This is a genomic window from Streptomyces sp. ITFR-21 (assembly GCF_031844685.1).
Taxonomy (GTDB): domain Bacteria; phylum Actinomycetota; class Actinomycetes; order Streptomycetales; family Streptomycetaceae; genus Actinacidiphila.
In genome coordinates this window covers 6770013-6787661 of record NZ_CP134605.1, presented here as the reverse complement: position 1 = coordinate 6787661, position 17649 = coordinate 6770013, and the positions used below count along the sequence as shown (strand labels likewise).

At 75.4% G+C, this 17649-nt stretch carries 17 protein-coding genes; 13 read left to right on the top strand and 4 right to left on the bottom strand.

Going from position 1 to position 17649, the window contains the following annotated elements:
- Positions 1-245 precede the first annotated feature (245 nt).
- On the top strand, positions 246-1226 hold the full coding sequence (locus RLT57_RS30330; RefSeq protein WP_311300454.1) for an ATP-binding cassette domain-containing protein: 981 nt from the start codon (positions 246-248) through the stop codon (positions 1224-1226).
- A 38-nt stretch (positions 1227-1264) separates the two neighbouring features.
- Positions 1265-2029, top strand: a complete 765-nt coding sequence (locus tag RLT57_RS30325) for an ABC transporter permease (protein ID WP_311300453.1) — start codon at positions 1265-1267, stop codon at positions 2027-2029.
- 34 nt (positions 2030-2063) lie between these two features.
- On the opposite strand, the gene RLT57_RS30320 is transcribed toward RLT57_RS30325, so the two are convergent.
- The 4 genes from RLT57_RS30320 to RLT57_RS30305 form a co-directional block, all read right to left on the bottom strand.
- Positions 2064-3410 (bottom strand): PLP-dependent aminotransferase family protein, encoded by a 1347-nt coding sequence (locus tag RLT57_RS30320; RefSeq protein WP_311300452.1) that lies wholly within the window; start codon positions 3408-3410, stop codon positions 2064-2066.
- Complete coding sequence (locus RLT57_RS30315; protein WP_311300451.1) at positions 3407-4372, bottom strand: alpha/beta hydrolase; 966 nt, start codon at positions 4370-4372, stop codon at positions 3407-3409. Before RLT57_RS30315 ends, RLT57_RS30320 begins: the two co-directional genes overlap by 4 nt.
- Positions 4372-5184 (bottom strand): class I SAM-dependent methyltransferase, encoded by an 813-nt coding sequence (locus RLT57_RS30310; protein WP_311300450.1) that lies wholly within the window; start codon positions 5182-5184, stop codon positions 4372-4374. The genes RLT57_RS30315 and RLT57_RS30310 overlap by 1 nt, the downstream gene beginning before the upstream one ends.
- Before the next feature lie 166 nt (positions 5185-5350).
- Positions 5351-6442 carry an alpha-hydroxy acid oxidase gene (locus RLT57_RS30305; RefSeq protein WP_311300449.1) on the bottom strand — a complete coding sequence of 364 codons (1092 nt, stop codon included), beginning with the start codon at positions 6440-6442 and terminating at the stop codon, positions 5351-5353.
- 217 nt (positions 6443-6659) lie between these two features.
- On the opposite strand from RLT57_RS30305, the gene RLT57_RS30300 reads away from it, so the two are divergent.
- The 11 genes from RLT57_RS30300 to RLT57_RS30250 all read left to right on the top strand — a co-directional run bounded on the left by RLT57_RS30300 (position 6660) and on the right by RLT57_RS30250 (position 17604).
- Entirely contained in the window at positions 6660-8006 is a 1347-nt protein-coding gene (locus RLT57_RS30300; RefSeq protein WP_311300448.1) for a class I adenylate-forming enzyme family protein, read from the top strand.
- A gap of 231 nt (positions 8007-8237) precedes the next feature.
- Positions 8238-8516 carry a phosphopantetheine-binding protein gene (locus RLT57_RS30295; RefSeq protein WP_311300447.1) on the top strand — a complete coding sequence of 93 codons (279 nt, stop codon included), beginning with the start codon at positions 8238-8240 and terminating at the stop codon, positions 8514-8516.
- Positions 8513-8749, top strand: coding sequence for an acyl carrier protein (locus RLT57_RS30290; protein WP_311300446.1), 237 nt, complete (start codon positions 8513-8515; stop codon positions 8747-8749). Before RLT57_RS30295 ends, RLT57_RS30290 begins: the two co-directional genes overlap by 4 nt.
- Positions 8746-10092 (top strand): beta-ketoacyl synthase N-terminal-like domain-containing protein, encoded by a 1347-nt coding sequence (locus RLT57_RS30285; RefSeq protein WP_311300445.1) that lies wholly within the window; start codon positions 8746-8748, stop codon positions 10090-10092. The genes RLT57_RS30290 and RLT57_RS30285 overlap by 4 nt, the downstream gene beginning before the upstream one ends.
- A complete protein-coding gene (locus tag RLT57_RS30280) occupies positions 10089-10652 on the top strand; it encodes a hypothetical protein (protein ID WP_311300444.1) in 564 nt (187 codons plus the stop codon). The genes RLT57_RS30285 and RLT57_RS30280 overlap by 4 nt, the downstream gene beginning before the upstream one ends.
- Positions 10653-10746: 94 nt before the next feature.
- Complete coding sequence (locus tag RLT57_RS30275; RefSeq protein ID WP_311300443.1) at positions 10747-12360, top strand: class I adenylate-forming enzyme family protein; 1614 nt, start codon at positions 10747-10749, stop codon at positions 12358-12360.
- Positions 12357-13631, top strand: coding sequence for a beta-ketoacyl-[acyl-carrier-protein] synthase family protein (locus tag RLT57_RS30270; protein ID WP_311300442.1), 1275 nt, complete (start codon positions 12357-12359; stop codon positions 13629-13631). Before RLT57_RS30275 ends, RLT57_RS30270 begins: the two co-directional genes overlap by 4 nt.
- On the top strand, positions 13628-14638 hold the full coding sequence (gene hppD, locus RLT57_RS30265; protein WP_311300441.1) for a 4-hydroxyphenylpyruvate dioxygenase: 1011 nt from the start codon (positions 13628-13630) through the stop codon (positions 14636-14638). Before RLT57_RS30270 ends, hppD begins: the two co-directional genes overlap by 4 nt.
- 91 nt (positions 14639-14729) lie before the next feature.
- The gene (locus RLT57_RS30260; RefSeq protein ID WP_311300440.1) at positions 14730-15653 is read left to right on the top strand and encodes a phytanoyl-CoA dioxygenase family protein; all 924 of its coding nucleotides are present in this window, start codon (positions 14730-14732) and stop codon (positions 15651-15653) included.
- Positions 15650-16645 carry a thiamine pyrophosphate-dependent dehydrogenase E1 component subunit alpha gene (locus RLT57_RS30255; protein ID WP_311300439.1) on the top strand — a complete coding sequence of 332 codons (996 nt, stop codon included), beginning with the start codon at positions 15650-15652 and terminating at the stop codon, positions 16643-16645. Before RLT57_RS30260 ends, RLT57_RS30255 begins: the two co-directional genes overlap by 4 nt.
- Positions 16642-17604, top strand: coding sequence for an alpha-ketoacid dehydrogenase subunit beta (locus RLT57_RS30250; RefSeq protein WP_311300438.1), 963 nt, complete (start codon positions 16642-16644; stop codon positions 17602-17604). Before RLT57_RS30255 ends, RLT57_RS30250 begins: the two co-directional genes overlap by 4 nt.
- Positions 17605-17649 lie beyond the last annotated feature (45 nt).

Sequence of the window (17649 nt, the reverse complement as noted above, 5' to 3'; positions counted from 1 at the left end):
CGGCGGCAATTCATGGTCCAGACCATTGTCCCGGCGGTCCGGCGTCCCCTATCGTGTCGCACGGCCGCGCGGGCCGCTGTCCCGCGCGGCCGTGACGGGACGTCAGTTTCCCGCTCCCGTCGTCATGTCCTGTGCGGCCGGGGCGCGTTCGACCCCGGTCCCGGGCGCGCTCCCGTACCGCGGCACGCGCCGTCCCACCTCCACTCCGCCATGTCCGAGAAGGACTCCACGACCGGGAGACGCGGTTGATCGTCACCAAGGCGCTGCGCAAGTCCTTCCCGTCCCGCGGCAGGCGCGCCGAGCCGGTGGACGCCGTCCGCGGCATCGACCTGACGGTCGGCCGGGGCGAGATCTTCGGTGTCCTCGGGCCCAACGGCGCGGGCAAGACCACCACCTTGCGCATGCTCGCCACCCTCGTACGGCCCGACGGCGGGGAGGCGACCGTCGCGGGCGCCGATCTGCGGGCCGAGGCCGCCGAGGTACGCAGGCGCATCGGCTACGTGGCCCAGGGCGGCGGCACCGCCGACGCGGTCAGCGCCCGCGAGGAACTCGTCCTGCAGGCCCGGATGTACGGCGTCGCGAAGGCCGAGGCGAAGGCGCGGGCCCAGGAGGCGATCGATGCCTTCGACCTGGGCGGGTTCGCCGACCGGCACTGCCGTACGTACTCCGGCGGGCAGCGGCGGCGGCTGGACCTGGCGCTCGGTGTCATCCACCGGCCGCGGCTGCTGTTCCTGGACGAGCCGACGGTCGGCCTGGACCCGCAGAGCAGGTCCCAGGTGTGGGCGGAGGTGCGCAGGCTGCGCGAGCGGGGCATGACGGTGCTGCTCACCACCCACTACCTGGACGAGGCGGACAGCCTCTGCGACCGGATCGGCATCGTGGACCGCGGCACGGTCGTCGCCGAGGGCACGCCCGAGCAGCTGAAGAAGGAGATCGCCGGCGACGCGGTGCTGCTCTCGGTGCGGCCGCAGGAGTCCGCGGCGGCGCACCGGTCGCTGAGCGGCCTGGACTGGGTCAGCGGCGTGGAGGCGGTGGCCGGCGAGGACGACGACGCCGGCGGAGCGGCCGGGCTGCGGCTGTACGTGGACAGCGCCGCCGCCGCGCTCCCCCGGCTGATGCGGGTCCTGCAGGAGGCGGGCGTCGAGCCGCTGCTGGTTCAGCTGCGCCGGCCGAGCCTGGACGACGTCTTCCTGGCCAGGACCGGCCGGGCGCTCGACCAGGCGTGACCCCCTTCCTCCCGCCCGACTTCCCTGCGAGGCCCACTGTGAAGCTGCTGCGCGACACCTGGCTGGTCTTCCAGCGGCAGGTGCTGCTGATGTTCCGCACCCCGGTCTGGATCGCGGTCGGCATCCTGCAACCGGTCTGCTACCTGCTGCTCTTCGCACCGCTGCTGAAGGCGGCGCTGGCCTCCTCCGGCGCGGTCGGCTACGCCGACGCGTACCGGATCTACGTACCCGGCCTGCTCAGCGCGCTCGCCCTGATGGGCGGCCTGTTCACCGGTTTCGCGCTGCTCGGCGAGTTGCGGGCGGGCATCGTGGAGCGCTCCCGGGTGACCCCGGTGAGCCGGGTGGCGCTGCTGCTGGGCCGGGCGCTGCGCGAGGTCGTCTCGCTGCTGATCCAGGCCGCCATCGTGACCGTCCTGGCGCTGCCGTTCGGGCTGTCGGTGCGCCCGCTCGACCTGCTGCTGGCCTTCCTGCTGCTGGGCCTGATCGCGCTGATGGCCTCCAGCGTCTCCTACGGCCTGGCGCTGCTGGTGCCCAGTGACGCGGCGCTGGGGCCGGTGGTCAACACCATCGCCCAGCCGCTCGCGCTGCTGTCGGGCACGCTGCTGCCGATCGCCCTGGCGCCGCGCTGGCTGCGCTCGGCCGCCGGCTGGAACCCCTGCTACTGGGCGGTGGAGGGCATGCGTTCGCTCTTCGCGGGCGATGTGGGCGCCCCGGCCGTGTGGCGGGCGCTGGTGCTGATGGCCGCGCTCACGGCGGTAGCGGTGGCCTGGTCGGCGCGGCTGTTCGCCCAGCGCATCCGCTGACCGCCGGTTCCGCCCGCCGGTCCAGTTTGCTGGTTCAGTTTGCCGGGGCCGGCTCCCGGTCGGCCTCGGCCGCGGCGAAGGCCGCCAGCCGCCGTACGCCGTCGCGGATCCGGTCCGGCGTCAGGTAGCTGCACGACAGCCGCAGCAGCCGCTCTCCGCCGCCGGCCGGGTAGAAGCCCGCCATCGGGGTCCACAGCACGCCGTGCTCGCGGGCGCAGCGTTCCATGGCCGGCTCGTCGGCGGTGAAGGGGACGGAGACGACGACGAAGAAGCCGCCCTCCGGCAGGTTCCAGCAGACGCCGTGACGCTCCCGGCCGGCCGGCGGGAAGGCGGCGGCCAGCTCGGCCAGCAGGGTGCGGAGGTTGTCGGCGTAGAAGGCGCCGACGGCCTTGTTGGCGTCCCGCAGCCGCAGTCCGGCTTGCAGCAGCATGCCGCCGACGACCGCCTGGCCGAGGGCCGAGGTGTTGACCGTCGTCATGGACTTGAGCTTGGCGAGCTCGTCCGCGAGCAGGGTGGTGCCGGCCGGTCCCGCCACCCGCTGGTCGGCGATGACGTAGCCGATACGGGCGCCGGGGAAGCAGGTCTTGGCGTAGGAGCCGATGTGGATCACCCGGTGGGCGGTGTCCAGCGCCTTGAGGGTGGGGCGGGAGCGGCCGTCGAGGGCGAAGAAGCCGTACGGGTCGTCCTCGATGAGCAGCAGGCCGGTCTCGGCGGCGACGTCGAGCAGCCGCCGGCGGGCCGGCACGGGCAGGCTGGCGCCGGAGGGGTTGGCGAAGTCGGGGACGAGGTAGCAGGCCCGGGGGCGGCGTCCGGCGGCCCGCTGCTCGCGCACGGCGGCCGCCACCGCCTCCGGGTCGAGGCCGCCGCCGGGTGCCTCGGGCACCGGCACGACGGTGACGCCGAGCAGCCGGGCGGCGCCGGTGATGCCCACGTAGCAGGGTGAGGCGACCAGCAGCACGTCCCGCGGATCCGCGCACAGGGCCCGCAGCACCAGCAGCATCGCCTCCTGCGCGCCCGCGGTGACCACGATCGCCTCGGGGTCCGCCGTGATGCCCTCGTCGGCCTGGAGCTGACCGGCGACGAGGGTGTTGATGAAGCCCTTGGTACGGCCGTACTGGAAGATGCGCTCGCGGACGGCGGCCGGGCCCAGGCCCTCCTCCTCCCGCAGATGGGTGAGGTAGGTGTTGAGCGCGGTCGTCACGTCAGCCGGTTCGAACAGGCCCTCGTACGGGCGGCCGGGGGCGAAGGAGACGGCGTCCGGGTAGCGGAGGGTGACCTCGTTGAGGAAGGTCATCTGGTCCAGCAGCGGGTCGGCCAGCGAGCCGTGCAGGTCCTCCAGGAGGAGGGTGGCGGGTTCGGCCGCCCGGGGTGTCGTCGTCAACGCGTCGGCCTTTCCTGAAAGACGCCCGCGGGGGCGAACGCGTCCCGCAGCCGGCCGGCCGCCAGCTGCTGGGCGGCGCGGGCGTCGTCGATGGTGCCGGTCATGGTGAAGAAGCCGTGGGCCATGCCGGGGAAGCGGTGCAGCGCGACGGGGACGCCGGCCTCCCGCAGCCGTTCGGCGTACGCCTCGCCCTCGTCCCGCAGCGGGTCGTACTCCGCGGTGATCACGGTCGCGGGCGGCAGCCCGGCGAGGTCCGCGGCGCGCAGCGGAGCCGCCAGCGGGTCGGCGGCGTCCCGCGGCGCGGCCAGGTAGTGCGACCAGTACCAGGCCACCGAGCGGCGGTTGAACAGCAGCGGGTCCTCGGTGTCGAGCGGGCCGGGGTTGGGCCGGTGGTCGGTGTTCGGATACACCAGCAGCTGGTGCCGCAGCGGCGGCCGGCGCTCCTCGCGCCAGAGCAGGGTGACCGCCGCGGCCAGGTTGCCGCCGGCGCTGTCGCCGCCCACCGCGAGGCGTTCCCCGTCGGTCTCCAGCGCGTCGGCGTGCTCGCTCAGCCAGCGCAGTGCGGCGTGGGAGTCGTGGACGGCGGCCGGGAAGGGGTGCTCGGGGGCGAGGCGGTAGCCGACGACGGCGACCGCGCAGCCGGCGGCGTTGGCCAGGGCGCGGGCGACGGTGTCGGCGGTGTCCGGGGAGCCCAGGGTCCAGCCGCCGCCGTAGAGGTACAGCAGGACGGGCAGGCCGGGTTCGGTGGCGGGGCGGTACAGGCGCAGGCGCAGCGGCCCGCCGGGGCCGGGGATGGTGGTCTCGTCCAGCCGGGCGACGGGTTCGGGGGCGCCGCCGGCCGCGCGGAGGGCGGCGAGGTCGTCGGCGCGGGCCCGCTCCAGGGACAGGGTGTAGAGCGGCGGGGTGCCGGCGGCGGCCCGCTGTTCGCGCAGGCGCTGCCACTGGGGGTGCAGCGGGGGCATCAGCGTGCCTCCCGCGGCGGGGCGGCGGGGGCGGCGGCCTCCAGGTAGAGGGTCTCGTCGCGCCTGAAGCCGGTGTCCAGGGCGGCCACGTCGGCCCGCGCGCCCTCCCGGTACTCCTGGCGGGTGATCCGCCAGTTGTCGAAGCCGGCGGCGGCGAGCGCGTGCCGCAGTTCGGCCTCGTCGTAGATCCAGCGGTGGCCGAAGTGGTAGAAGATCTGGTTGACCATGAAGGCGCGGCGCTCGGGCATGGGCGGGCCGACCCGCAGGGTGCGCAGCCGGCGGCGGTGCCGGGCGAAGAAGCCGCCCTTCTCCTCCAGGTAGCCGTGGACGTAGCGCTCCAGGTCGGGCGTGGTCAGCCGGAGCACGCCGCCGGGGCGCAGGACGCGGCGCACCTCGCGCAGCCAGCCGATCACCGTGCCGAGCGGGACGTGCTCGACGAGGTGCTCGGCGTAGACCCAGTCCACCGCGGCGTCGTCGAAGGGCAGCGGATCGCCGATGTCGAGCTGGGTGAAGCGGTGGGCGCCGTCGACCAGGTAGACGGGGCCGGGTTCGGTACGGGCGTCGGGGGTGTACAGCGGCAGCAGGTCGGTGCCGAGCCCTTCCGGGTGGGGGGTGCGGAAGGCGGCGAACTCGATTCCGGTCAGGCCCAGTTCGCGCAGCTCCTGCCGGCTGCGCGGCACCCTGGCAGATACCGTCTCCAGCGAACGGCAGGCCGCGAGGTTCTCGGTGAACCGGGCCATGGTGGCGTCGAGACCCTCGGGGTCCTCCCAGTCCCACCCGGGAAAGGCCGGGTCGGCGGAGACACTGGTCACCGGGTCCTCCTTGTCTCTGGTCGTGTCCGCGGGGATGCGGGTTCGGCGGGGCGGCGGCGGGTGGGGCGGGGCCGCCGGGTCCGCGGCCGGTCGGCGGTCGGCGCCCGGTCGCGGGTGGGCCGGCGGTGTACGGCGGCGGGTCGGTGGGCGGCACACGGGCCGCGGGTCAGTGGCGCGGCGGTCGCCGGACGACGGCTGAGGCGTCCAGCCGGTCGAGGGTGGGGCGGCCGGACAGGACCATGGCGTCGAGCAGTTCGCCGCGCAGCACCTCCAGGACGCCGGCCGCGCCCTTCGCCCCGTCGCAGGCCAGTCCCCACAGCACCGGGCGGCCGACCAGGACGGCGCGGGCGCCGAGGGCGAGCGCCACGGCGATGTCGGTGCCCGAGCGGATGCCGCCGTCGACAAGTACCGGCAGGTCGGCGGGCACGGCGGCGACGACCTCCGGCAGCGCCTCCAACGCCGGTACCGCCTGGTCGAGTTGGCGGCCCCCGTGGTTGGAGACGACCAGCGCGTCGATGCCGTGGTCGACGGCGAGCGCCGCGTCCTCGGCGGTGAGGACGCCCTTGAGCACCAGCGGCAGCCGGGTCCTGCCCCGCAGCCAGGCCAGGTCGCGCCAGGTGACGGCGGGGTCGAACTGCTCCCGTGAGTGCTCCTCGATGCCGGAGGCCCCGGCGGCCGCGCGGTGGCTGCGCTCGGTCAGCTCCGGGTCGAGGTTGGCGGCGGTGACCGAGGGCGGCAGGGCGAAGGAGTTGCGGCGGTCGCGGTACCGTGTCGCGACCTTGGGCGCGTCCACGGTGAGCACCAGGGCGCGGTAGCCGGCCGCCTCGGCGCGGGCCACCAGGGCGGCGAGCGCGTCGCGTCGGCGCAGCCAGTACAGCTGGAGCCAGAGCGGGCCGCTCGCGGCGGCGGCGGTCTCCTCCAGGGTGCGGCTGGCGAAGATGCCGGTCACCAGCAGCGCACCGGCGACTCCGGCGGCTTCGGCGGTGGCCGTCTCGCCGTCGGGGTGGACCAGCCGGTGGTAGGCCATGGGCGCGACACCGATCGGGGCGGCCAGCCGGTCGCCGAGGATCTCCATCGAGCAGTCGGGCGCCGAGACGTCCACCAGTACCCGCGGCCGCAGCCGCAGTTCACGGTAGGCGGCCTCGGCGTCGCGCAGGGTCCGCTCGGCCCCGCTGCCGCCCTCGACGAAGTCCCAGATGTCGGCGGCCAGCCGCTCATGGGCGCGTTCGCGCAGCTCGGACACAGTGGGCAGGGGCATGGAAGTGCCGCTCCTCCATCTCTGACTGGTCGTCAACCGGGGTCAGCCGCAAGGAGCCTAGAGGCAGTTCGGGCATTGGTATAGACCTTGACTGGCCGACCGGCACTGTGCCAGTGTCGACCGACGGGGATCACCTCACATTCGGTCAATTCACCGTACTTAAAAGCTCTTCACCGCACATTTCCGCCTTCGTAGTCTTCTGTCGCGTGGAGTTCCGTTGCCCCTCAACGAACAGCCCGACTGGGTGGACCGCGTACTTCTCCCGGACGCCGGCGCCCAGCCGTGCCTCGACCTGGGCCGGCCGGTCGACCGGGCCGCCCTGCGCCGGGCGGTGGTCGCACGCCAGCAGGTGCTCGCCGGGGCCGGGATGCCGCGGGGCGGGACGGTGGGCCTGCGGATGGCACCCGGCGCCGGCTTCGTCACTACCCTGCTCGCGGTGTGGCGCGGCGGCGCGCAGGCAGTCCTGCTCGACCACCGGCTCACCGACGCCGAGGTCGACGCGGCGCTGGAAGCACTGCGTCCGCAGTACCTGGTGACCGGCGAGGACGGCACACCGACGGCGCTGCCGGGCGGCCGGCCCGCGACGACCGACCACGTGGTGGTCCAGCTCAGCTCCGGCTCGACCGGGCGGTCCAAGGCGATCGGCCGGACGGCCGCCGACCTGGAACGCGAACTCGACCGCTACGCACGGCTGCCGGAGTTCCCCGGGCGCGGTGAGCGCGTAGTGCTGCTGTCCTCGCTGGTACATGTGCTGGGCCTGGTCGGCGGGCTGCTCAACGCCCTGCACTCCGGCGCGGAGTTGGTACTGCCCGACCGGATGACGCCGGCCGGCGTGCTGGCCGCAGTCGGCCGCCGCGACGCACCCACCACGATCATCGGCGTGCCGTTCCACGCCGAACTGCTGGCGGGCCGCAAGGCACCGCCCCCACTGCCCCGGCTCCGCCGCATGATCGTGGCCGGTGAGCTGGTCCGCCCGGGAGTCGCCGAGGCGTTCACCGAACGCTACGGGGTCCCGCTGGGCACCATGTACGGGATGACCGAGACCGGGGTCATCGCCACCGACCCCTCCGGGCGGCTGCGGCCCTGGCTCGACCCTGTGCACGGCATGGAACTGTCCGTCGCCGACGGCGAGTTGCACATCCGGATGCCCGACTCACCCTATCTCGGGCAGACCGATCCGACCCGCTGGTCCGAGGGGCTGCTGCACACCCGCGACGCGGCCTCGCTCGATCCCGGCACCGGCCGCGTCACCGTTCACGGACGGCGTGACTCGCAGGTGTCGATCGGCGGGCTCAAGGTCGACCTCAACGAGGTCGAGCAGACGCTCACCGCGCTGCCCGACGTGGAGGAGGCGGTGGTGCTGTTCCACGACGGCGCCATCGAAGCCTATGTCTCCGGCCGCGACACCGGTCCCGAGCGGCTGCGCGAGCTGCTCGCGGAGCGGCTGGCCGGCTACAAGCTGCCCCGCCGGATGGCGGTACTGCCCGCACTGCCGCGCACCGCCACCGGCAAACTGCTGCGCAGCGCCGCCACGCTGCGCGAGCACGCCGCCGGACACCCGTAAGCCGGTCCGGCTTCCCCGTATCCGCCGACACCCTCCGTACCACCGGCACCTCCGCACCCCGTTCACCTACCGGCGCGCGTCGCGGCGCCCGTACCGGCCCGCACCGGCCGGGCCGGGCTCCCCGGCGCCCCCCTTGTCCCAGGGCTTCCCGCGGCATGCGTCCGGCCGGGCCAGACACCGGCCGGACGCGTGCCGCGGGAAGCCGATCCCGCTGTGCACCGAGGAGTACCCATGCAGGAGAAGATCCGCGCGTTCGTGCTGTCCGCGCTCACCGAGATGAACTACGACGTCTTGGAGGTGACCGGCGACACCGACCTCGGCCCGGCCGGTCTCGACCTGGAGTCCCTGGCCCTGGCGGACCTGTCGGTCCAGGTCGAGGAGGAGTACGGGGTGCACTTCGAGCTGGACGACATGGAGCACACCGCGCTGATGACGCTGGACGAGTTCACCGCCGAGGTGGCCCAGCGGCTCGCGGCCGCGGGCGGCGAACCGGTGGCGAGCGCGTCGTGAGAGCGCTGTCCCGCGAGCAGGTGGTGACCATGCTGGCCCGCTTCGGCGACCGCGCCCCCGAGCAACTGGACGAGCACATCGGGTCGCTCGAACTCACCTGGCTGCTGGCGGAGCTGGAGCAGGAGCACGACGTGGAGATCGACCTGACGGAGCATCAGTTCGACTCGGTGCACACCATCGACGACGCGGTGGCGGTGCTGTCGGCGGTGCTTGAGGAGGCGGCCACGCGATGACCACGGTCCCCACCGTCCTGGTCACCGGCCTCGCGGTGCGCAGCGCCGCCGGGCCCGGCCTGGCACGGCTGTACGCGGCGACCGCCGCCGGCCGTCCGCTGTTCCGGCCGGTCGACCGCTTCGCCGGGGCGCCGGCGCCCGCCGCGACCCTGGACGGTTCGCCCGCGCTCGGGCCGCTGCTGGCCGAGGTCGTCGCCGAGGCCCGCGCGCAGGCGGGGTGCCCGGCGGGGGCGCCGCTGCTGCTGGCCGCGCACGCCGACGAGCGGACGGCCGCGGTGGTCGAGGCGGTGGACCCGGCGGCGCGGGTCTACACCGGCGCGTGTGTGGCCGCGTCCACCGCGGTCGCCGACGCCGCCGCGGCGATCCGTTCGGGGCGGCAGGACCGGGTCGTGGTCGCGGCCGGCTACCTGGTCGAACGCGACACGTACGCCCTCTTCGCGGCGGGCCGGGCGCTGTCCCGCGATGGCTCGGTACGGCCGTTCAGCCGGGACCGCGGCGGCATCCTGCTCGGCGACGCGGTGGTGGCCGTGGTCCTGGAGTCCGCCGCCTCGGCCGGCCCCCGGGCCGCCCGCGCGCTGGCCAGGCTGGCCGGCTGGGGCCGGGCCGGCGACGCGCACCATGTCTGCCGCCCCGCCCCCGACGGCGGCGGGCTGGCCCGTGCCGCGCGCTCCGCCCTCGCCCGCGCGTCGCTCTCCCCCGCCGACCTGGACTACGTCAACGCCAACGGCGTGGGCTCCGCCCTCGGCGACCGCTCCGAGTCGGCGGCGCTGCGGCTGCTGTTCGGCGCGGCCGGTCCCCGGCCGCCGATCGGCGCCACCAAGTCCGTGCACGGCCACGCCCTCGAGGCGTCGGCGCTCCTCGAACTGGCGGTCACCGTCGCGTGCCTGCCGGGGAGTTGCGACCTGCCCGGGTTCGACGGCCCGCCGCCCGCGGCGCCGGCCGCCGGGAGCGTGCCCCGCCCCGGCGCGGACGGCGCCGACGGCGACGCGCGGGCCGGCGCACCCGGCCCCGGCGCCCCCGTCGGCCCGCGGGCGGGTGCGGCCGGCGGCCACCGGAGCCCGGCGCCGCCCCCGACCGGCACGTCCCGGCAGGCGCCCGGCCACCGGGACCCGGCCGACCCGGTGTCCGTCCCGCCGCACCCGGCCGGCCCCGACCGCGCGCACCACGCTCCCGTCGGTCCGCCGCTGCCCGCCACCGCCGGGTGGCTCGGCGCCGACCCCGAGTGCGGAGTCCGCCCGCACCTGCCCGCGGATCCGCCGCCCGACCGCCCCCCGGCCCACGCCCTCACCCTCAACGCCGCTTTCGGCGGCGCCAACACAGCGCTCGTGCTGGCGGCGGCATGACCGGCGCGCCGCCGCGGGCGGCCGAACCCGGATCCGTGCCCGCCCCGGCCGCCGGACGGCCGGCCGCGCCGCCCGCGGCCGTCCCCGGGACAGCCCCCCGGCTGCTCGCCGAAGGGCGGTGGACCGCCGAGGAGGGCCCGCCGCCCGGTGTCGCCGGGTTCGTCGTGTCGGAGTTCAGCCCGGCGATCGCGGCGGCCGCCGACCGGTGTCTGCGCCGGCACTACGGCGAACCGCCCGGATCGGCCGCCGACACGGTGGCCGTACTGCTGATCAGCGCCGAGGGCGACACCGGGACCGCCAAGGCCGTCGCCGACGCGCTGGACGGGGGCCGGCGGGTGCAGCCGCTGCTCTTCTTCCAGTCGAACCCGAACGCCGTGCTGGGCCACATCAGTTCGCGCTGGAACCTGACCGGACCCGTCGTGGCGCTCGGGGCCGGCCACGGCGGGCCGGCCGAGGAGGTCGCACTGCTGCTGGAGGACGGGGACGCCGACCTCGTCCTCGTGCTCAGCGCGCGGCCCGGGTCGGTCACGGCCGGCCTGTACGCCGCGCGCAGCCCCTGACCGCGCCCGACGCCCCTGCCGGAAGCGGGCCCCGCACCCACCCGATGTCCGATATGCCGCGAACCGCCTGTACAGCCAAGGAGATCGGCACCCCATGACCATCCGCACCCTGCGCGCAGAGCTGGCCGGTGACCCGGCCGTCGGCGCCGGCAACGTGCTGACCACCCGGATCGAGCGCGACCTCGACCCGGACCGGCCCGCGCTCACCTTCGACACCGCCGTGGACGGGCATTCGGCCGGCACCCCGCTCACACCCCGCGACCTCGACCGCGCGGTACGGGCCAGGGCCGCCGCCCTGCACTCCGAGGGCGTACGCCGCCGCGATCCCGTCGCCGTGCAGGCGTCGAACGCCGCCGACACCGTACTGGCGTTCCTCGCGCTGGCCCGGCTGGGCGCGATCCCGGCGCTGGTCAACCCGCTGCTGGACGGCGAACGCACCGCCCGCTACCTGGCCGAACGGCTCGGCGGCGTCCCGATCGTGGCCGACGAGGCGCATCTGGCCGCGCTGGCGGGCCGCCCGCACACCGTACTGGCCGTGACCGGCGCCCTCGGCGCGGGCGACCCGCAGGCCGCCCCGAGCCCGTACCGGCACTGGGGCGGCGACCCGGTGGCGATCACCCACTCGTCGGGTACCACCGGCCTGCCCAAGGCCGTGGTGCACTCGCACGACAGCCTCTACGCCGCCATCCGCTACCGGCTCGGCCTGCCGCGCCCGCAGGGTTCGCACCGGATGCTGAGCGCGCTGCCGTCGCCGCACGCGGCCACCCTCATCGCGGTCAACCTCGCGCTCAGCTTCGGCTCCGAACTGCTGCTGCTCTCCCGGCAGACGGGCCCGCAGGTGCTGGACGCGATCGAGAGCTGGCGGCCGGGCAGTGTCTACGGCTTCGCCACCACCTGGACGGACCTGGCGCGGCACGACCTGGCGGCGCGGGACCTGGAGTCGGTGGCGCTGTGGTGGAACACCGGGGACTGCGCCCATGAGGCGCACATCAGGCGGCTGGTCGCGGTGGGCTCGCGCGAACAGGCCGCGCGCGGCGGGCGGGTGCGGACGCCGGGCTCGGTGTTCGTGGACGGCCTGGGGTCCACCGAGATGGGCCACTCGCACTTCTTCATCAGCCACTCCGCGGACTCCGCGCGCTACGGCCGGTGCGTGGGCCGCCCGCACGCCTTCGTGGACTGCGCGGTGCTGGGCCCGGACGGCGCCGAGCTGCCAGTGGGCGAGGTCGGCGAGCTGGGCACCCGCTCCCCCACCCTCGCCCTCGGCTACTGGAACGACTCGGCGACGACGTACCGGACCCGGGTGCGCGGCTACTTCCTCACCGGTGACCTCGTGTACCGCGACGAGGAGGGCTACTACTACCACCTCGACCGGCTGGTGGACTCCGTGGACCTGCCCGGGGGCCTGCGGCTGCACACCGCGCTGTCCGAGGAGCAGGTGCTGGCCGCCTGCCCGCAGGTGCTGGACTGCACGGTGGTCGCGGTGCGCAGCGGGGAGAAGGTGGTCACCGACGTGCTGCTCCAACTGACGGCCGGCGCCGACCCGGCGGCCGACCGCGGCGCGGAGGTGCTGGCCGCGCTGCCCGCGCATGTGGCGGCCACCGTACGGGATGTGCTGGTGGTCGCCGACGAGGACATCCCGTTCGGGCCGACCGGCAAGGTCCGCAAGGTGCTGCTGCGCGAACGGCACCTCGCGCGGGTGGACGGATGACGGCCGGGACCCCGGCGGCGACCGTCACCGGGATCGGGCTGTTCACGCCGCTGGGGCGCAGGCCCGGCGAGGTGTTCGCCGCGCTCACCGCGGGGCTGGGCGGGATCGGCGCCCCGCCGGAGGGCCACGCCGCGCACGGCTGGCTGGAGGCGGCCGGGATCGCGCCGGCACTGGCGGCCACCGAGGTGCTGCCGCCGAAGGAGACGCGGTGGGTGGACCGTTTCGTGCTGCTGGCGCTCGCCGCGTCGGCGGACGCGCTCGCCGACGCCGGAATCCGGGTGGGGCAGGACGTGGCGGCGGACCGCTGCGCGGTGGTGCTGGGCACCGGGGGCGGCGGTCTGGAGACGTTCGAGCAGCAGTCGCACCGCAGGCTGGCGCGCGGCCGGCCGGCGGTCAGCCCGTACCTGCTGCCGGGAATGCTGTTCAACATGGCCGCCGCACGGGTAGCCATCGCGCACGGCATCCGCGGCTACAGCGCGGCACCGGTCACCGCCTGCGCGGCCGGGGCGCAGGCGATCGCGGAGGGGCTGCGGCTGATCCGCGGCGGCGAGGCCGATGTCGTGGTCTGCGGCGGCAGCGAGTCGCCGCTGCATCCGACGATCGCCGCCGCCTTCACCAACTCCCGTGCGCTCGCCTCCGGTTGGGGCGACCCGGGAATCGCCTCCCGGCCGTTCGACGGCAGCCGCAACGGCTTCGTACTGGGTGAGGGCTGCGGCGTGCTGGTGCTGGAGCGGGCCGAGCACGCCAGCGCCAGGGGCGTCACCGGGTACGCGGACGTGACCGGTTGGGGCGCGTCCACCGACGCCCACCACCCGACGATGCCGCGCCCCGACGGGGAGGGCGCCGCCGACGCGATGCGGGGCGCGCTGCGCTCGGCCGGGATCGCGCCGCGGGACATCGGCTACGTCAACGCGCACGGGACCGGCACCAAGCTGGGCGACAGCGCCGAAGCCGCCGCGCTGCGCGCGGTGTTCGGCGCGGACGGCCCGCCGGTCAGCTCGACCAAGGGGGCGACCGGCCATCTGCTGGGCGCGTCCGGCGCGGTCGAGGCGGCCTTCTGCGTACTGGCCCTGGCCGCCGGGGTGCTGCCGCCGACCCGCAACCTCGACCGGCCCGACCCGGCGCACGGCCTCGACCATGTGCGGGGCGCGGCGCGGCGCGGCCGGCCACAGGCCGTGCTCTCCAACTCCTTCGCCTTCGGCGGACACAACCTCAGCCTGGTGTTCGGGCCGCCGAGCACCGGTACCACCTCTCCGGGGAGTGACGCATGACCGTCCACGGCATCGCCTACGTGGAGTTCCACTGCGAGGACGCGCACAAGTACGCGGCGGCGCTGCGCGCCGACTACGGATTCACCGTCGCCGAGCCGGCCCCGGCCGCCGGTCCGGTCCGGCCCGGTCTGACCCGGCTGACCGCCCGGCAGGGCGGCATCACCGTGGTGCTCTGCTCGGCCGCGGACCCCGGCGACCCGGTGAGCGCCTTCGTCGGCAGGCACGGTGACGGGGTCGCGGTCCTGGCGCTGTCCTGCGAGGACACCGCGGACGCGCTCGCCAGGACCGAGGCGGCGGTACGCCGGGGCGCGGTGCGGATCGACGCGACGACGGTGGCCGGCTACGGCGACCTGGCGCTGCGTTTCGTCGGCCGCGACGACCCGCTGCTGGCCGGCTTCGAGCCCGATCCCAGCGCGCTGCTCCAGGAGGTGGACCATGTGGCGGTGTGCGTGCCGGCCGGCGAGCTGGCGGCGGCGGTGCGCTACAGCCGGGAGGCGCTGGGCTTCTCGGCGATCTTCAGCGAGTACCTGGAGATCGGCGCGCAGGCGATGAACTCCGAGGTGGTGCAGAGCCCCGGCGGCGGGGTGACGCTGACACTGCTGGAACCGGACGCGGCGCGCGAACCCGGCCAGATCGACGGCTTCCTCGACGCGCACGGCGGCACCGGTGTGCAGCACCTGGCGTTCCGCACCGACGACATCGCCGGCGCGGTCCGCACGCTGAGCGGGCGCGGCGTCACCTTCCTGACCACGCCGGGCTCGTACTACGACGCGCTGCCGGAGCGGCTGGGCGGCACCAGCATCGCGGCCGGGGTGCTGCGGGAGCTGAACCTGCTGGTGGACCAGGACCACGGCGGGCAGCTGTTCCAGATCTTCACCCGCTCCACGCACCCGCGCAACACCCTCTTCCTGGAGCTGATCGAGCGCCGGGGCGCGGGCACCTTCGGCTCGGCGAACATCAAGGCCCTGTACGAGGCGGTGGAGCGCGAACGCGCCGACACCGCGTGACGGCCCGGTCCGCAAGCCCACGCCGCCTCGACCGCCCGCGCCGCCGCGCCCCTTCCCCCACCGCTTCGTACCGCCCTTCGGGAGTACCCGTATGACCGTCACCACGACCGCAGCTGCCTTCGCCCTGACCGACGAGGAGGCCGCCGGGCTGCCCACCGTCGAGGAGGCCCTCGACTACGCCGAGCACGGCTGGTACCTGTCCGGGCGGATCTTCTCCGACGCCGAGCTGGACGCGCTGCAGGAGGCCACCGAGGTCTACTACGCCGGGCACCGCGACCGTGAACTGCCCGCGAAACCGAGCACCTTGGCGTCCTGGCAGCCGTCGGACGGCCCGGTCCAGCGGCACAACGACTATGTGCACTACGAGAGCGAGGCGATCGGCGCGATCCTGCGCAAGCCGCTGCTCGGCGCGGTCGCCGCGCGGCTGGCCAGGGCCGAGGAGATCCGGATCTTCCAGTCGACGCTGATCCTCAAGCCGCCGATCGCGGACGAGCCGAGCAACCTGGTGCCCTGGCACTTCGACAAGCACTACTGGCAGACGTCCACCTCGCAGCGGATGCTCACCGCGTTCGTCCCGTTCCACGACTGCACCGTCGAGATGGGCACCATCACCATGGTCGACGGCAGCCACCGCTGGCAGGAGCTGCCCGGAGGCGACGACTCGACCCGGCACTTCGCCGCCCGCGACAACAGCGAACTGGAGCAGCTCCTCGCCGACAACGCCGCCTTCAACGGCGCGACGATCAGCAGGGTGCCGGTGGAGATCCCGCGCGGCCACGTCAGCTTCCACCACTGCCGCACGTACCACGGCAGCGGCCCCAACCGGTCGGACCGGCCGCGCCGGGCGGTGTCGCTGCACCTCCAGGACGGCGGCAACCGCTACCGCCGCTTCCTGCGCGGCGACGGCGAACCGGTGGTCTACAACCACGACGTGCTGGTCCGCCGCACCCCCGGCGGCGAACCGGACTACGCCGACCCGGAGTTCTGCCCGGTGCTGTGGCGGGGGGAGCTGTGACCGCCGCGCCCCCGGCGCCGCCGCCCGATCTGGGCACCCCGGCCGGCCGCTACCGGATGATGCGGCTGATCCGGGAGTTCGACACGCTCGCGCTGGAGTGGGAGCGCGCCGGGGAGATCCCCGGCGGGATCCACCCCTACCTCGGGCAGGAGGCGGTGGCGGTCGGGGTGTGCGCGGCGCTGGCGCCGGGCGACCAGCTCACCAGCACCCACCGCGGCCACGGCCATGTGCTCGCCAAGGGCGCGGACCCGGCCCGGCTGCTGGCCGAACTAGCCGGCCGGGAGGCCGGGTTGAACCGGGGCCGGGGCGGTTCGATGCACGCCGCCGATGTGTCGCTGGGCATCCTCGGCGCCAACGGCATGGTCGGCGCGGGCGCGGCCGTCGCGGTGGGTGCCGCCTGGGCCGCCCGGCGGTTCGGCCGCGACACCGTCGTCGCCTGCTTCTTCGGCGACGGCGCCCTCAATCAGGGCGTGCTGCTGGAGGCGTTGAACCTGGCGTCGGTCCGGCGGGCGCCAGTGGTCTTCGTCTGCGAGAACAACGGCTACGCCACCACGCTCCCGGCCGCGGCGGCGGTCGGCGGCAGCGCGCTGGGCCGGGCCGCCGCCTTCGCGGTGCCCGCGGTGGCGGTGGACGGCATGGACGCCGACGCGGTGCACCGGGCGGCGGCCGAAGCCGTGGCGCGGGCCAGGTCGGGTGGCGGGCCGGGCTTCCTGGAGTGCCGCACCTACCGTTTCGAAGGCCACCACACCATGGAGCGGCGGTTGCGGCTGACCTACCGCTCCGAGCAGGAGGTGGCGCTCTGGCGGACCCGCGACCCGCTGGACCGGCTCCGGCCGCGGATCCCCGAGGCCGACCGGATCGACGCCGAGGTGGCCGGGCGGCTGCGGGCCGCCGCCGCGTGGGCGCTCGCCGCGCCGCGCCCCGACCCGGCCGGCGCCGGCGACTTCCTGTACGCGGTCGGCCCGCCGGCGCGCCCGGGGGTGTCGCCGTGACCTGGCTGTCGTACACCAAGGCACTGAACCGGGCGCTGGCCGACAGCATGGCGGCCGATCCGGCCGTCTGTGTGCTCGGCGAGGACGTGGGCGCGGGCCTGGCCGGGCCGACGCTGGGCCTGCAGAAGCGGTTCGGCCCCGACCGGGTGCTGGACATGCCGCTGTCGGAGCAGGCGTTCACCTCGTTCGCGGTCGGCGCCGCGCTGAGCGGGATGCGGCCGGTGGTGGAGTTCCAGATCCCGTCGCTGCTGTTCCTGGTCTTCGAGCAGATCGTCAACCAGGCGCACAAGTTCCGGCTGATGACGGGCGGCCAGGTGCGGGTGCCGGTCACCTTCGTCGTCCCCGGTTCCGGTTCGCGGGCCGGCTGGGCGGGGCAGCACTCCGACCATCCGTACGGCCTGTTCGTGCACGCCGGTGTGAAGACCGTCGTCCCGGCCGCGCCGGCCGACGCCTACGGGCTGCTGCGGGCGGCCGTCGAGGACGACGACCCGGTGGTGCTGTTCGCGCCGGCCGCTGCGATGGGCCTGCGCGAGGACGTGACCGGACCGCCGCCGCCGGTGCCGCTGGGGTCCGCGCGGCTGCGCCGGCCGGGGACGGACGTGACGGTGGTGGCCGTCGGGCACCTGGTCGCCGAGGCGCTCGCGGTCGCGGACGACCTGGCCGGCGAGGTGTCGGTCGAGGTGCTCGACCCGCGGACGCTGCACCCCTTCGACTGGGACGCGCTGCGCGGGTCGCTGCGCCGCACCCGCCGGCTCGTCGTCTACGACGACGCCAACCGCGGCTGCGGCTTCGCGGCCGAACTCCTCGCCGCCGCCGCCGAGGAGGGGCTGCTCCAGGCCCCGCCGCGGCGGGTGACCCGCCCGGACGGCGCGGTGCTGCCCTTCGCCCCGGAGCTGGACCGGGCACTGCAACCGCAACCGGACCAGCTGCGCGAGGCGGTCCGCGCCGCCGTCAGGTGAAGCCCCCTCCCGACCCCCTCACTCTCACCCTCACCCTCACCCTCA